The sequence below is a fragment of the Salinibacterium sp. SWN167 genome, assembly GCF_015864665.1.
Classification (GTDB): Bacteria; Actinomycetota; Actinomycetes; order Actinomycetales; family Microbacteriaceae; genus Rhodoglobus.
The window spans coordinates 640,908-656,493 of sequence record NZ_JADYWU010000001.1 but is presented as its reverse complement, the minus strand read 5'-3'; the positions used below and the strand labels follow the sequence as shown (position 1 = coordinate 656,493).

Below are 15,586 nucleotides of genomic sequence, written 5' to 3'. Positions count from 1 at the left end.
CCTAGGCCGTTGCTACCCCGGGCGACTTACGTGGCCGTGGGGTGCGTGCCGGCTTCGAGGGGGTGCTTTCGTCGCTGTCGCTAGCGTCAGCCTTCGCCACCTTCTTCTTGGGGACCTTGATGGGAGGCAACTGCGACACCGGACGCGCGTCACTCGAGAGCCACTGGGGGCGCTCGGGAAGCTTGGCGATTCCCTTGAAGATCTTGTCCAGCTCGACGTGGTCGAGAGTCTCTTTCTCCATCAGCTCAAGCGCGATCTTGTCGAGCACCTTGCGGTTCTCGTTGAGCATCTGCCATGCCTCGTCGTGAGCTTTCTCGATCAGCAGGCGAACTTCTTCGTCAATGATCTTGGCGAGCTCGTCGGAGTATTCGCGGCTCGAACTCATGTCGCGACCCATGAAGGGTTCACTCGATGCACTGCCCAGCTTCACGGAACCGACTCGGGCACTCATGCCGTATTCGGTGACCATACGGCGAGCAATTGACGTGGCCTTCTCAATGTCGTTGGATGCACCGGTCGTCGGGTCGTGGAACACGATTTCTTCCGCAACCCGGCCACCCATCGCGTAGGCGAGCTGATCGAGCAACTCGTTACGCGAGACGGAGTACTTGTCTTCGAGCGGCATGACCATCGTGTAGCCGAGGGCACGGCCGCGAGGAAGAATGGTGATCTTCGTGACGGGGTCGGTGTTGCGCATCGAGGCGGCAGCAACCGCGTGACCACCCTCGTGGTACGCCGTGACGAGCTTCTCTTTGTCGTTCATGAGTCGCGAACGACGCTGAGGGCCAGCCATGACACGGTCAACTGCCTCGTCGAGGGCACGGTTGTCGATGAGCTGCGCGTTGGAGCGCGCAGTCAGCAAGGCTGCTTCGTTGAGCACGTTCGCGAGGTCAGCACCGGTGAAGCCTGGCGTCTTACGAGCGAGCACTTCGAGGTCAACGCCCTCGGCCATGGGCTTGCCCTTGGCGTGCACTTCGAGAATCTGTTTGCGGCCGATCTTGTCGGGAGCATCCACACCGATCTGGCGGTCGAAACGACCGGGGCGCAGAAGCGCGGGGTCGAGTACGTCCGGACGGTTCGTTGCAGCGATGAGGATCACGTTGGCGTTCACGTCGAAGCCATCCATCTCAACCAGCAACTGGTTGAGAGTCTGCTCGCGCTCATCGTTGCCGCCACCGATTCCGGCACCACGGTGACGACCGACAGCATCGATCTCGTCGATGAAGATGATTGCGGGAGCATTCTGTTTGGCCTGTTCGAAGAGGTCACGAACACGGCTTGCACCGACACCCACGAACATTTCAACGAAGTCAGAACCAGAGATTGTGTAGAACGGCACGCCAGCTTCCCCCGCGGTGGCCTTGGCCAGCAGGGTCTTACCGGTTCCGGGAGGGCCGTACAGCAGTACGCCCTTCGGAATGCGGGCGCCAACAGCCAAGAACTTGGCCGGTTCCTTCAGGAAGTCTTTGATTTCTTCGAGTTCTTCGATGGCCTCGTCAGCACCAGCGACATCCGCAAAAGTGGCCTGCGGGCTGTCTTTACCGACGAGCTTGGCCTTCGACTTGCCGAACTGCATGACCTTGCCGCCGCCACCCTGCATGCGGCTGAAGATGAAGAAGAAGATGATGCCGATGATGAGGAACGGCAGCATGATCGAGAGGAAGGAGACGAAGAAGTTCTCTTGAGGAACTTGGTCGTTGAACTCGGAGACGTCAGCACCGTTGATCGCCGAGACGATCTCGGTGCCCCGGGGCGCTACGTAGTAGAACTGCACCTTCGTGCCGTTGTCGCCGTCGGCTTTGGAAAGCTCGAGGTCGACGCGCTGCTCGCCGTCGATGATCGTGGCGGAGGACACCGTCGATCCCTGAAGAAGGTCGAGACCCTCTTGCGTGGTGATCTCTTTGTAGCCCTCGCCGAGGAGAAGGCTCGCGGCGATGGAGACGGCGGCGATACCGATGATGATGTACGGAATGGGGCCGCGGAAGATGCGCTTAAAATCCATGATGTTCCGGGTCGGGCGACCCAGTGCCTCTCTCTGAAGAAACGTGCTGCAAGGTTACCGTTATCGCGCTGCAAGACCACTGCATGTTTGCCCTCGGCGTAATGCGGTCCGCGCGAGGTCTCGGCGGTTAGTCGGTTTCGGTGGTGACTGCGAAGGTCTGCACGCGGGGTGGCAGTTCGGGGCTCATCAAGATGTGGCACTTGATGCGACCGCGTTCGCCATCGATCGTCCAGTTGGCCACGGCAGGGGTGTCGCTGAGGGTGCGGGGCAATTCAGTGAGCGGCGCACCGGTGAGCGGCCCCACCTCAGCAATCGCTTTCGCAATGCCAGCGATGCGCTCTTCCCACGGAACATCGAGCGCGAGGTTTACTGCCGCAAGCGCATTCGCGGTCGGGGTATCCCACTCGCGAATGAGCCCATCGAACACGTCGCGAGCGGCCAGAGTTTCGGGCCAGGCCGGAGCTGGCGTCGTCAGCTCGCCGTACGCATTCAACGCAGCCTGCAAAGCCTGAGTTGCCGGGATCGAGGATGCCGCAAACGTGCCATTCTCGAACGCCACGATGCCGAGCCCGGTTGGCGCATGCCAGCGCATATGGGCGCTCACGCCCGGGTAGCCGCCTGAGTGCGACACGATCTTCGTCGTGCCCTCATCGATGAACAGCCCGTAGCCGTACCCGTGCGCTGTCGGCTCCGAGAACTCGGCGGTTTTCGACAGGCCCGTCGGCACGGCACGCTGAATCTGCTGAAGTTCGCGGCGACTGGCCGCAGACAGCGGTCCGTCGGAGGCGTCTTCGGGATCGAGGGCACCGGCGAGCCACAGCGACCAGCGAACTAGGTCGGTCGCGCTGGAAAACAAACCACCCATGGAGGAGAAGACTCCGGGTCCGGTGAACGGCTGAACCTGCCACTGCCCATTCGCGAGCCGGTAACCGCGGGCGGTATCGGCATCCGGGTCTTCGGCAAAGGTCGTCGAGGTGAGACCGAGCGGCGCGAGAATTTCGGCCGCGATCGCCTCGATGTACGGGCGCCCCGTGATCTCGGCAATGACTTCACCGAGCAGGGCGTAGCCGAGGTTCGAGTACTCAAAGCGAGTGCCGGGCAAGCTGGAATAGCGGATGCCCGTCGCCATGAACTCGTCGAGTTCGGCCCGCGTCATTTCCTCCACGCGGTCGCCCCACGGGTTATCGGTCGGGAACCCCGCCGACATCGTCATGAGCTGACGGATGCTGGGCGTCACGGGAGCAGCCGCTGGCTCAAGCGGAGTGAACGTCGGAACAAAGTCAGTGATCGGCGCATCAAGGGTGAGCTGGCCGCGGTCGCGCAGCATCAGCAACATCGTGCAAGTGAAGCTCTTGGTGCACGACGCGATACGGAACACCGTGTCGCGGTCGGGAGCGTTGCCCTCGCCGAGAACCTTCTCGCCGTAGCCGCCCTCCAACCCGATGCCATCGGGTCCAAAGACCGCGAAGAATGATGCTGGAGCCTTCTGCTCGGCTACCCGATTCTCGAACAGCCCAACGATCTCGTCGGACGCCTGATCAATTGCTGCCTTCGCCCGCATTCAGCCGGCCCTACGCGTACACGTGGGGAGCGAGCACTGCGATTCCGCGAAGGTTGCGGTACTTCTCGGCAAAGTCGAGGCCGTACCCCACCACGAAGGCGTTCGGGATGTCGAAGCCTACGTACTTGACGTCAACTTCGACCTTGGCGGCATCCGGCTTACGCAGCAGGGTGCAGATCTCTACCGAGGCAGCGCCGCGGCTGCGGAGGTTGCCGAGCAACCACGAGAGCGTAAGGCCCGAGTCGATGATGTCTTCGACGATAAGAACCTTGCGGCCCTCGAGGTCGCTGTCGAGGTCTTTGAGGATGCGAACGACACCCGAGGACTGCGTGCCGGCGCCGTACGAGGAGACGGCCATCCAGTCCATCTCGATGGGCAGAGCCAATTCGCGAGCCAGGTCGGCCATCACCATGACGGCACCGCGAAGCACGCCAACCAGCAGCACCTTCTCGCCGGCGTAGTCGATCTCGATCTGACGCGCCATCACGGCGATCTTCTCGTGGATCTCTTCCTGGGTCAGAAGGACCTCGCTGAGGTCTCCTTCGACATCGCTAAACTGCATCGCGTTCCTCACTGTGGGCCGAAAAGTGGAGAAGGTTCTCTCGTCGTTCAACCCTAACGCCGGGAACGTCGATCGGTCCCTGCCCCTTCCAGTCGGTGACAAGGCGCGCGATCTCCAGAGTGTGGGTGCGGCTGAGCGACACATGAAAGTCGCTAGCCACCGCCAACCTAATCAAACGCTGGCGTAGCGCGGCAGGATTGGCCGCAAGCGCGCGCACCGGCAGCGAGATTCCGGCCTCCGAAATCTCGGCCAAATCTTCGGCCATTTCTTCGGCAAAATGGTCGAGTGCTTCGGCATCTTCGCGCGCTTGGTCGGCCGTGCGCACTAAGGCGTCGCGGATGCCGGGCCCCAGTTCACTTTCCAGCAGCGGCAAAACAGTCTGCCGAACCCGCACTCGCGTGTACGAGGTATCGAGGTTGTGCGGGTCATTCCACGCCACGATTCCAGAGTCTTCGCAGCACTGAACGGTCGTGGTTCGCGGCACAGCCAGCAGTGGCCGCAGGTACTGGCCGGTGTCGATTGCCATGCCTTTGAGGCTGCCCGCTCCGCTGCCGCGGGCGAGGCCCAGCAGCACGGTTTCGGCCTGGTCGTCGAGGGTGTGGCCGAGCAGCACGCGAATGGCGCCGTGCTCGGCGGCGGCAGCGGCGAGCGCCGCGTAGCGCGCGTCACGGGCGGCAGATTCGGGGCCTCCCGCGTCACCAACGAGTACCGAGCGGATGTCAACGGGGTCGAGCCCGAGGTCGCGAGCCTGCTGTGCGGCGGCGGCTGCAACATCCGCAGCCCCGTCTTGGAGGTTGTGATTGACGATCACGGCACCGGCTCGCATGCCGGCCTTGGACGCTTCGAAGGCCGTCGCCGCCGCCAGCGCGAGCGAGTCGGGGCCGCCGCTGAGGGCGACAAGAACGAGCGGTTCTGAGCCCGCAGTGCCCGCCGCTGAGTCTGCGGAGACCGGTAACGCGCCAAGCGCAGTGCGCACAGCACGCCGAACATCAGCAATTGCGGGCGTAAGACGGGGGCGCCGTTCGGAGTGCATCCAGTAACGTTATTGCAGCAACCCCATAATTTTCTTAGGAGCACCTAGATGGCCGCATACGACGTTGTCGTTGAGATTCCGCGCGGAAGCCGGAACAAGTACGAAGTTGACCACGTAACTGGTCGCGTTTTTCTTGACCGTTACCTGTTCACGACCTTCGCATACCCCACCGACTATGGCTTCTTCGAGAACACTCTCGGCCTCGACGGTGACCCCGTAGACGCCCTGATTCTTCTCGATGCCCCCACCTTCCCCGGTGTGGGCATTTCGGTTCGCCCGGTCGCTGTGCTCAACATGAGCGACGATGGCGGCATCGACTCCAAGGTCATTTGCGTTCAGGCGAAAGACCCGCGCTGGTCGCACATTCAGGACCTGAACGATGTGCCTGAGTTCACGCGCAAAGAGATCGAGCACTTCTTCGAGCACTACAAAGACCTCGAGCCCGGCAAGTGGGTCAAGATCGACGGTTGGGGCGACGCCGCAGAAGCTGAGGCGATCGTTCTCGCTGGCTTCGAGAAGCTCAAGGCCGAAGGCCACTAGGCAGCACCAAGCACTCCTCGCGCACGGTGCTTACGTATCGCGCGCGTCACCCCGATGGCGGATGCTCAGGCATTCGCCATCGGCGTTTAACCGAGTAGGGCGGCTCAGCGCCCGGCTCGCTCAGCGCCCGGTGAACTCGTCCATCGAGTTATAGACCTTGAAGACGCGACCGGCCACGAAATCCCAAGCGCGCGTCGGCAGCAGCCCTTTGAGCCCGCGAGCGAGTCCGACCGTCCACGGCTTCATGAGCAGTGGTTTGCCGCGGAGCATCGCCGACCACGCTGCGGCGGTGGCTTTCTCGGGAGTCATGATGGGGGTCCACAGCGGGCCTCGGACGCCGGCAAACATCCCGGTGCTGATGTAGCTGGGCGCGAACGTTGTTACGGCGATCTGCGCGTGGCCCGCCTTGGTCAGTTCAAGGCGCAGCGAATCGCTCCAGCCGATCATCGCCCACTTGGATGCCGCGTAGACACTCATGTTCGGATTCGAGAGAGTTCCGGCCGCCGACGCAATGTTGAGGATGCGGCTTGGCTCTCCACCCTCGATCATCGCCGGCAGCAGTTCGCGCGAGAGGTACATCGCCGCGAGGGTATTGATCTGCATGGTCGCTTCGATATCGCGAACAGCGTCGTGCTCCCAGAAGTAACCGCTGCGTACGATGCCCGCGTTGTTGATGAGCACGTGTGGGGTTCCCACTTCGGCGCGGATACGGTCGGCGACGGACTCGATTGCGGTGCGGGACGAGAGATCGACAACGTAACTGCTGACGGAACCGCCCGCAGCGCGCAGAGCGGCCGCCGCGACATCCAGAGCCGTGGCATCGACGTCGAGCAGCACTACTTTCGCAGCACCCTCAGCGACAGCGCGCTGCGCATAGATCTCGCCCATTCCGCGGGCAGCGCCCGTAATCACAACAACGAGTCCGGCGACTGAGTGCATGGCGTGCTCCCTCTGCGAGAGACCTCGTTGCCTCACGCGTGTGGTCAGACTTTAGCCGAGGCTAACGCCCTTACCTGACATGAATGTGACGGGGTTCGTAGTGTCCCAGCCGTTGGGACGAACCTCAAAGTGGAGGTGGCAACCGGTGGAGTTTCCGGTCGAGCCCACGCTGGCGATCTTCGTTCCGACGGCCACACTCTGACCGTACGAGACGTTGATTCCGCCAGCAACAATGTGACCGTAGGCAGTGCGCACTCCACCAGCGTGTTCGATGATGATGTAGTTGCCGTAGCCGCCATTCCAGCCATAACCGGCATAGACGACAGTCCCGCTTGATGCGGCGTAGATCGGTGAGCCACAACTGGCACCGATATCGGTTCCCTTGTGGAAGCTCGAACCGTAGTTCGAGCTGTAGCCGTACACCGACGTGATGTAGCCATAAGCGGGCTTAGTCCAGCCGTTGGCGCTCGAGGAGCCTGAACCTGAACTTGCACCACCGGTAGAGCCACCGCTCTGAGCGGCTGCAGCAGCAGCAGCCGCGGCGGCAGCAGCAGCCTTCGCAGCAGCTGCCTTCTCGGCGGCGATGCGTTCTTCTTCGCGTTTCTTGACGCCAGCCTGGTAGTCGGCTTCGGTTACTACGCGCTCGGCAGTGAGCGCAGCAAGCTGGGCGTCGAACTCAGCCTTGCGTTCCTGCTGCTCAGCTACTGCGGTTTCCGCTGCAGCTGCTGCAGCTTGAGCTTCCTCAAACGCTTTCTCGGCGGCGATCTTCAGAACTTCGAGTTCGGCGCGAGCCACTTCGGCAGCATCGCTCAGCGACTGCGCCGTGTTACGAGCTTGAACGGCACGATCAAACAGAGCGGATGTCTGCTGCGAGATCTTCGACGACATCCCCAGGTTGTAGAGCAGCGCGTCTGCGTCCTGCGAGTTGGCGAGGAGGTTCGTGGTGACGTCTCCGCCACCGGCACGCACGAGCCGCGCAGCAAGCTCACCGATGCGCTGCTCAGCGTCATCGGCTTCGGCGCTTGCGTCATCCGCTTGCTCTTGCAGAGTTTCGGTCTGTGCGGCCTTCGCTTGGTACTTCGTGTCTGCCTCTTGCCAAATGTTGCCTTTTTCTTCGGCATCCTTTTGAGTGGCGACGGCGTGAGCTTCGAGTTCAATCAGTGCGGCCTTGATGCGGTCGACGACCTTTTGAGTCGCCGCTTCGTTGTTTCGGGCCTCAGTGACTTCGCTCCACGTGGGGTAGTCATCGGCGAAAGCAGCCTGGCTACTTCCCGCAACAACGCTGACACCGACGACAAGGCTGAGCGCCGCGACGAAACTGATTACCCGAAAAGATTGTGAGCGAAGCGTACGCTTTGCTGCGGTCCCCCGACTCGCATGCATGACCTTCAATTGTTCCCCTAAACATTATTGAGCGCCGACTAATGGCCATTAGTCACACGAATAACATTGACCACACTAACAACATGCGACCCAAAAGTCTCAACCTTTTGTTGAATGCGCGCTTCGCAAGGTTTTCCTCAGCGGGAGCGCGTTCTGAGGCTTTAGCCGAGTTGGATGCCTTGCCCGGCCATGAACGGCACCGGGTTCGTCGTATCCCAGCCGTTGGGGCGCACCTCAAAGTGAAGGTGGCATCCGGTGGAGTTTCCGGTCGAGCCCACGCTGGCGATCTTCGTTCCGACGGCCACACTCTGCCCAGAAGAAACCTGAATGCCGCCGTCGACGATGTGGCCATACGCGGTGCGCACTCCACCAGCGTGCTCAATGATGATGTAGTTTCCGTACCCGCCATTCCAGCCATAACCGGCATAGACAACGGTTCCGCTCGACGCCGCGTAAATGCCAGCACCACAAGCAGCACCGATATCGGTTCCCTTATGGAATTTGGACCCGTAATTCGAGCTGTAGCCATACACCGACGTGATGTATCCGCCGGCGGGGCGAGCCCAACCGCTCAGACTGATTTCACCCGCGTCCAAGTTCGGAACCTGTGCAGCAGCTGCTGCAGCAGCACGGGCAGCTTCGCGCTCACGCACGCCCTCTAGATAGCTGTCTTCAGTTGACTTGCGCGCAGAAGTCAGCGCGGCGAGTTGAGCGTCAAACTCAATCTTGCGCTCCTGCTGCTCGGCGAGAGCTTCCTCGGCGGCCTGAGCGGCGGCTTGAGCCTCAGCAAAAGCCTCTTCAGCAGCGATCTTGAGGATCTCGAGCTCAGCGCGAGCAACCTCAGCAGCATCCGTCAGCGACTGCGCTGTGTTGCGAGCCTGAACGGCACGCTCAAATAGAGCGGATGTCTGCTGCGAGATCTTCGACGACATCCCCAGGTTGTAGAGCAGCGCATCCGCGTCCTGCGAATTGGCCAAAAGGCTAGTGGTCACGTCGCCACCACCGGCACGCACGAGCCGCGACGCAAGCTCACCGATGCGCGTCTCAGCTTCGTCAGCTTCGGCGCTTGCGGCATCCGCTTGCTCTTGCAAAGTTGCGGTCTGGGCTGCCTTGGCCTGGTACTTCGTATCGGCCTCTTGCCAGATGTTGCCCTTTTCTTCGGCATCTTTCTGGGCAGCTGCAGCGTCAGCCTCGAGTTGAACGAGTGCCGCCTCGATGCGCTCTACAACCTTTTTGGTTGCGGCTTCATCATCGCGGGCCTCGGTGACATCGCTCCAGGTGGGGTAGTCATCGGCGAAGGCAGCCTGGCTCGTGCCGGCAACGACGCTCACGCCGACAACGAGGCTAAGCGCGGCAGTAAAACCAACGACGCGGAACGCTATCGAGCGAAACGCTCGCGTTGCCGTGGTTCCCCGACTCGCATGCATGACCTTCATTATTCCCCTCAGCGTTATCGGTCGTGGGTTGAGAGCCCGTAGCCACACGGGGAAAGTGCACCCGCGCTAACGACACCTGGCCCAAAAGTCTCAACCATTTAATGAACGTAGTATCTGAACGCCTCAGAGTCAGGTACATTTAAGCCTGTTGGGAAAAAGCGTTTCGCGAGATACAAAATAGTTTGCTTCTCAGTTTGGTAAATCACGAAACGCACCGTATGCTTTTCCCTCGGTAGCTAAGAAGTTCTGTGACTTCGAGGCCCCATCGTTTAGTGGCCTAGGACACCGCCCTTTCACGGCGGCAGCACGGGTTCGAATCCCGTTGGGGTCACCAGACACACACAGAATTTAATAGCTTGGCCCTGTAGCGCAGTTGGTTAGCGCGCCGCCCTGTCACGGCGGAGGTCGCCGGTTCAAGTCCGGTCAGGGTCGCAAAACAGAAAGCCTCTTCGCAAGGAGGGGCTTTTTCTGTAGCAAGGGGCAACTCTTGCGCGTAGGAGGAAACTCTTACGGCTCTGTAGCTCAGTTGGTAGAGCGCACGACTGAAAATCGTGAGGTCACGGGATCGACGCCCGTCGGAGCCACTTGACCCTTTCCCGGGCTTCTACCGGGCGAGGGTCATTTTCGTTTTCGAGCGCTCAGGCCAGCCTTCGTCAGAGCTTGTCGTGCATTACGAAAAGTTTTGGTCGCGCACGAACTCGACGAAGGTGTAATTCGACGCCAATCCCTTTCGCTCTAACGACTGCGGAGAGCGCGGGCCACTCTGGCTCCCGTAACAGCAGCACGCACACGACTCTCGTCGAGTTGACCGCCGGAAGCTTCCACGGCATTAATCACATCTTTGACTGTGGCGCCTGCGAGGGTTCCTATCCGCCCGAAGCCTGCCGCGCCTAAAACATCGGCATCCGTCTCCGATACGGATGCCAGCCCGACCACGCCACTCGACATAAGCGCGCCTCCGCTACGATCGGCGACATCCGCCCGCAATACAGAGTCGCGCAGCGAGTCCCTCTCGGAAGCGCTCGCGCCCGCCAACACCCGTTCCGTCACTAGGTTGACGAGGCCCGCGTCGGTGAGACTTTCACTTTCCGAGACCCCGTCGGTGAGGGCGACGACCAAGGCGTCGCCGTTGGCCCGAACGGAACCAACCGTACGTTCACCAGCCACACCGCCCAGCCGTTCTTCGACAATGGATGTAAAGCGATTGAGATCCTCAACCGCGAGGGGACGACCTGATGATGTGGCGAGACGATCGGCATTGATGACAAGACTGTCCGCAGGCATGACAACTTCGCGCCCATCCGTATCTATAACGAAGCTGCCGAGACGACCCGGATCGACCGGGAATGGCTCTGTTCCCGCAACAACCGTCGCCGACCCCCCTTTGAACACTTTTCCCCCCGTGATCATCTCCTTTTGCACCTCGGACATCATGATCTCGTCTCCAAGCCGGGAAACGATGACGGATTGTTCTCCGATATTTGCACTGCCCAGGTACTCCCACGCGCCCGGTCGAATCGTCGCGGTGTTACCTGTGCTGGATCCAGACTTGAGGTCCTGGATCTGACGATCCATGTCAGTGATTTTGGCTTCAAGCTCACCCACGACTCCGACCAAATCGGCTCGTAGCGCCCGAACGCACCCTGACAGTGCAGAGAATTGTTCGGACACTCCATCGAGGTCGGCCTCAAGGGCATGAAAACGAGCGTTGAAGCCGAGTTCCTCAGGGGTGAGTCCCGCTTGGACCCGGCTGACGCCATCTACCCAATCGGTGTGTTCAAATGACCGCTCGAACGTAGCCCTGCAGCGCTCATCGGTGGCCTCGACCTCCGTGGTGAACCGAAACGCGGGTTTCCCTTTGCCCCCGACGTAGCCCACGAGCATGTGCCCGATGAGGTTCATGACCTCGGTGTTCTGCATCCCCGCCGCGATTAGCCCATCGGCGATAGCGACGGTCGATACGCCGTCGACGAAAATTGCTTCTTTGTTTATCTCGATGGCCATCAGGTTCTCCTTATGGTGTGCGATCGGCCGAACGGCGCGACCAACGGACTTGGCGGTATTGGTGGTAACTGCGGGAGGCGCGAGAAGTAAGCCACTCGGACTCGCCGTCGCCATCCGCGTCGACGTGCGCACGCCGCAGGTCGAATGTGTTGATCTCTATTCCTATGGGGCAAAACGCCCCCAACAGGTTCATGACGTAGCCGTACTGCTCTGCGGTGAGCAGCGCTTCGGGGTCCGCGAGGGTGATTCGCACCCCATAGGGATCTGCCAAACCGACCCGATGGTAGCCAACGACAGCGACGAGACCGATCCCCTCAGCGCGTGCGCGAACCCGCACAGAAGTAGATCCGTCAGCGGATATTCCACACGGATGTCGCTGTACAGAGTGTGGACCCGAGATAATCGCTGTCTCTGTCCACCAGTACGCAGCAGCTGGCGGTTCGCCAGGGACCGAAAGCGACCCAGGTAGCTGGGCGACGGAAGCAACCAAGACAAGCGAATCACTCGAGGCACTCGACAACCCAACGACCGAGGAAAAGCCACCGTCGGTCAGCACCCGAGACAGCTCCGAGACGTGTTTCACAAGGCTGTCGTCACCTCGTGTGCCCACGACCTCTTCGCGCTTCCAGAGAAACGCAACGGCAAGGTCGAGGTCCGCCGCGCCTAAGAGGCTCGTTGCCTGAGCGGCGCTGTCCCTAGCTACGATTCCGGCCTTGACCAAGGGCGCGAAAGCAACAGGAGCATCAGGAGCATCACCAGCGATTGACTCGACGATCTCTGTCAGTTGTGCCCCGTCGACGATCGACATCAGACGCAGCTGCTCGCCGACCGCGAAAGCACCTTCGACCCGCTGTCGAGCCTGTGCCGCCAAAACGTGGACGCCTCCGCTAGACGCACTGACATAGCGAGCTCGAAGCCTCACCGAGTCGCCGGGGTCGAGCCTGCCGGGCCCCTCGATGCTCAATCCATGCATCGGGAACGGAGACAAGAGGACTTCCTTCGTGGAATGCTCGACGACAGTAACGAATCCACACGCATTGAAGAACCATGCCCCTAGGGGATCGTCCTCGACCGGCCGAGGGTGCATATCTGCTGCAAGGGCAACATTGGGGTCCTCGACACGTTCGGATCGTGCGACTTCGGGAATTCTTTCGACAAGCGTCTTGAGCTGCTCTTGCGTCAACTTCCCTGCGACGATTCCTAGCCCGAGCTCGAACTCGGACCCCGCCTGAGGATCATGAGCTTTGTTGAGCGAAATCTGATCCGAAATGCCGACTCCTCGCATCAACCGCACAGCAATAGCGAGACAACGAGCCGCACCCGGATGAAGGTATCGAGCGGAATCCCCCGCGGGAACGATAACTTCAGAGCGAATAGTTGCGCGATCCGCTTCCCATTCAACCCGTCGCGCGGGAGGAAGTTGCGTTGGCGCCCGATGCAGAAGGTCGACGAGATGGTTCCGGCGCAATTTCTTATGAAAGTCGTTGAGCGACGAGCCATCGCCGACCTCAACGAGTTTGAGGGCAACGCTGAGCGGGTTGATCTGCTCAATAATGTCAAACCGGTGCTTGACGCCAGCTAACGCAGGAAGCCCTCGGTTGGCACCTTCAGGATCTCCAGGACCATTGAGCGCATTCGCGAAACCGCCGGGAGTCGAAAGCCGGAATGCTCTAAAGATCGCCAGACGGGCGCGGTAAGCGTCATCCGCTTCATCGATGTCGGTCCGCCTGGGAACTCCGAGTTCCACGCCAAGCACATCGAGGGAATGGCGCCGAGCAAGATCCAGCGAACGGCTCGCAGCGACTTCGCGGGCCTGCGCAATGAGCCGCTGTTTCTCTAATGCACCAATCACAGCGAGCTTGCCAAGCACTCCCGTGACTAAACGTCCCTCAAGAAGCTCCTCGACATCCGGAGATTGCAGTGCGGGCTCCTCCGGCGAGGTACCCGAGAAAGCCGCATCGCCGCCCTGATATCTCACGGTTACATGAACGGTGAAAGGTCCCGAGAGATCCGCAGTCGTAGTAGGGGCCACGGCCGGCAAAGCGGTTCCCTCGTGGCTATAAGCGCCGAATACAACATCTGGGTGACGCTGTTCACCCACCACGATAGAGACGACAAGGCGTTCGTCAACAAGCGGTCGACGAAGGCAGAGCAACAATGTGGGGTGGCGATGCGACGCGGTAACGGCAAGGGTCCCGTCAACGATGGCGATCGCATCGCCGCCGACGCCGCCGTTGTAGGGCACAGGAAGTGCCGCTTTCGCCGACGCGAAAACGTCTGCATCGAGTAGCCGCGTCATCAGAGAATCCGCAGTGGATCAAGGTCCTCGACGAGAACCGCAACTTCAGACTCGCCGATTGACAAGTCACTCCCGCATGCCGCGATATCGAATGTCTCAGCAGTGGTGGAGCCGACGCTGGCAGGGAAGCGCCGCAGCCGCAGGTTGGTACAGTTCGTGACGCCGGGCTCCTCCATGATTGCCCACAAGACTTCGGCGAAGCGCACTGCCTCCGCTATTTGCAGCCCTGAGACGTAGCGTCGGATTCGGTTGAGTATGCGCTGTTTGAGCGCCTTAGCCTGCTCACTCTCGTTGACGGCTGCAGGATCGCCCGAAGGCACAGGAAGTCCCTCGACAGCCAAGTCGCAGGTCAGCGACACAGCAATCTGGCTCGCTTCCTCGACCCGGGGGAAGATGCCGATGGGTCGAATTTCATCGACAGCTGCCTCAACGCGAGCTTTCAACTGGCTCGGTCCTAGCCAAATCGCTCCATCCCCCGGCGCCACGACGATGGTAAAGAAGTACGGTGAAGCCAGTGACCTCTCCTGCGAGAAGAGTCGCTCAACAAAACTGAAATTGCCGAAGATTGACTGGTTGATGTCCAGCCCTCCGTAGAGGTCTTTGACAAGTACCTGACGTACGCCGGGAACAAGCGAGACAGCGATCCTAATCGCGTCCGGGCTCCAGATGTTGCGGGGGTAGGCCAGAAGGAGATCACGATATTCCTCATCGGACCACACGAGCTCGCCACCCGTTGTTGGTTCGCCATGATCAATCTCCACGATCGGCTCACCAAGCCTCGACTCGATGGAACGGACTCTGTCGCTCCGATGATCGTATTGGTTGAACTGCGCAATAAGTTGATCAGGACTCGAAGCATTGAGATTCTGCGCCGGACCCGGGACGAAGGCAATAACGGGGACCAGCGCGGAACGACGGGTATTCACTAGCTCCACACGTTCCCCGATGAAATAGTCGTGCCCCCCGCCGCTAAGCAGTCGAGTGCCGCGCTCGAGCACCAACTCAGGATCGGAGCTAGGTAAGTCGGTTGCGAGTGAGATGGTGACGGTGCCGACTGCACGCCGGTACGGCCGAGAAATGCCCAATTCCTCCCCCAGCCCGCTGAGGAAGCTGCCCTCGGCTGTGACAACACTCGTGTTTCCGGAATAGGAGTCGAGATGCTCCCAGCACCTCAGTTCCTCGACACACATCAGCTCAAGAACCTTTCGGACCGCTGACCCGGCTGTGAGGTCGATGTCATCTCCGAAGAGGACCCGAGCGGCCGCGAGCTTCTCGTCAACGAGTCTCCCGAGGGGTTTCGGCACGAAACCATTCGCCGTAATCCCGAACTCCTTACCCCGCTCGCTTGAACGGACTAATGCCTCCAGATCGGTAGCTAAATCAGCCATCAGAACCCACCTCTTCCCACGTCACATCGATCACTTGATCAGTCACAGTCCGCGCTTGCACTTCGATCCGCCACAACCGCCGCCCAGGGTCGTCACGGACAACCCGAACATTGAGCACGGCCGCAATACGTGAGTCTGCGGCTATCACTCGCATGGTCGCTAGGCGCAACAACTCTTCGCTGAGCCGTGCCCCGCCACCTCGTGTGAGGGCTGTTAGCCCCTCAAAACCAAACCGCCGATGAAGCACATCGCCGCCAAGCGGCGTGAGCAAGGCAACTTTGAGGTCTTGGGCCAGAGCGTCGGCGCCCGTTTCGATCCTGAGGTCGCGTCCGCCGGCTGTCGAATCGAGAGCGAGATCGAGTCCTATTCGCGCTCCGGGCGCTACCTCTTCGAGACCGAACGTTCTTCCGAGCACTCGGGCTTGCTGGGTGGAGTCCAT

12 protein-coding genes and 3 tRNA genes are annotated in these 15,586 nt (G+C 60.8%); 4 read left to right on the top strand and 11 right to left on the bottom strand.

Annotation, left to right across the window (positions count from 1 at the left end; all coding sequences use genetic code 11):
• Position 1: 1 nt before the first annotated feature.
• From ftsH to tilS, 4 genes are all read right to left on the bottom strand, one after another.
• The gene (gene ftsH, locus I6E60_RS03045) at positions 2-2,002 is read right to left on the bottom strand and encodes an ATP-dependent zinc metalloprotease FtsH (RefSeq protein ID WP_197122877.1); all 2,001 of its coding nucleotides are present in this window, start codon (positions 2,000-2,002) and stop codon (positions 2-4) included.
• 127 nt (positions 2,003-2,129) lie between these two features.
• Positions 2,130-3,563: a serine hydrolase gene (locus I6E60_RS03040; RefSeq protein WP_197178820.1), complete on the bottom strand. Its 1,434-nt coding sequence runs from the start codon at positions 3,561-3,563 to the stop codon at positions 2,130-2,132.
• Positions 3,564-3,573: 10 nt separating this feature from the next.
• Positions 3,574-4,125, bottom strand: a complete 552-nt coding sequence (gene hpt / locus I6E60_RS03035; RefSeq protein WP_129072323.1) for a hypoxanthine phosphoribosyltransferase — start codon at positions 4,123-4,125, stop codon at positions 3,574-3,576.
• Positions 4,115-5,158 carry a tRNA lysidine(34) synthetase TilS gene (tilS, locus tag I6E60_RS03030; RefSeq protein ID WP_197178818.1) on the bottom strand — a complete coding sequence of 348 codons (1,044 nt, stop codon included), beginning with the start codon at positions 5,156-5,158 and terminating at the stop codon, positions 4,115-4,117. Before tilS ends, hpt begins: the two co-directional genes overlap by 11 nt.
• 48 nt (positions 5,159-5,206) lie before the next feature.
• On the opposite strand from tilS, the gene I6E60_RS03025 reads away from it, so the two are divergent.
• Positions 5,207-5,698 carry an inorganic diphosphatase gene (locus I6E60_RS03025; RefSeq protein WP_197178816.1) on the top strand — a complete coding sequence of 164 codons (492 nt, stop codon included), beginning with the start codon at positions 5,207-5,209 and terminating at the stop codon, positions 5,696-5,698.
• Between the two features lie 120 nt (positions 5,699-5,818).
• Here the strand turns inward: I6E60_RS03025 and I6E60_RS03020 are convergent, their stop codons facing one another.
• The 3 genes from I6E60_RS03020 to I6E60_RS03010 form a co-directional block, all read right to left on the bottom strand.
• Complete coding sequence (locus I6E60_RS03020; protein WP_197178814.1) at positions 5,819-6,637, bottom strand: SDR family NAD(P)-dependent oxidoreductase; 819 nt, start codon at positions 6,635-6,637, stop codon at positions 5,819-5,821.
• Positions 6,638-6,688: 51 nt separating this feature from the next.
• A complete protein-coding gene (locus I6E60_RS03015) occupies positions 6,689-8,020 on the bottom strand; it encodes a M23 family metallopeptidase (protein WP_231601108.1) in 1,332 nt (443 codons plus the stop codon).
• 161 nt (positions 8,021-8,181) lie between these two features.
• Positions 8,182-9,456 carry a M23 family metallopeptidase gene (locus tag I6E60_RS03010; RefSeq protein WP_197122871.1) on the bottom strand — a complete coding sequence of 425 codons (1,275 nt, stop codon included), beginning with the start codon at positions 9,454-9,456 and terminating at the stop codon, positions 8,182-8,184.
• 258 nt (positions 9,457-9,714) lie between these two features.
• Here I6E60_RS03010 and I6E60_RS03005 point away from each other — a divergent pair.
• From I6E60_RS03005 to I6E60_RS02995, 3 genes are all read left to right on the top strand, one after another.
• Positions 9,715-9,790: transfer RNA gene (locus I6E60_RS03005), tRNA-Glu, on the top strand.
• Positions 9,791-9,814: 24 nt separating this feature from the next.
• Positions 9,815-9,888 (top strand) — tRNA-Asp (locus I6E60_RS03000).
• Positions 9,889-9,967: 79 nt separating this feature from the next.
• A tRNA-Phe gene (locus tag I6E60_RS02995) sits at positions 9,968-10,040 on the top strand.
• Between the two features lie 151 nt (positions 10,041-10,191).
• Here I6E60_RS02995 and I6E60_RS02990 read toward each other — a convergent pair.
• The 4 genes from I6E60_RS02990 to I6E60_RS02975 are packed head-to-tail and all read right to left on the bottom strand — an operon-like array spanning position 10,192 to position 15,586.
• Positions 10,192-11,460 carry a hypothetical protein gene (locus I6E60_RS02990; RefSeq protein ID WP_197122869.1) on the bottom strand — a complete coding sequence of 423 codons (1,269 nt, stop codon included), beginning with the start codon at positions 11,458-11,460 and terminating at the stop codon, positions 10,192-10,194.
• Positions 11,461-11,470: 10 nt separating this feature from the next.
• Positions 11,471-13,759, bottom strand: coding sequence for a hypothetical protein (locus tag I6E60_RS02985; protein ID WP_197178812.1), 2,289 nt, complete (start codon positions 13,757-13,759; stop codon positions 11,471-11,473).
• The gene (locus tag I6E60_RS02980; RefSeq protein ID WP_197122865.1) at positions 13,759-15,147 is read right to left on the bottom strand and encodes a hypothetical protein; all 1,389 of its coding nucleotides are present in this window, start codon (positions 15,145-15,147) and stop codon (positions 13,759-13,761) included. The genes I6E60_RS02985 and I6E60_RS02980 overlap by 1 nt, the downstream gene beginning before the upstream one ends.
• A complete protein-coding gene (locus I6E60_RS02975; RefSeq protein ID WP_197178810.1) occupies positions 15,140-15,586 on the bottom strand; it encodes a hypothetical protein in 447 nt (148 codons plus the stop codon). The genes I6E60_RS02980 and I6E60_RS02975 overlap by 8 nt, the downstream gene beginning before the upstream one ends.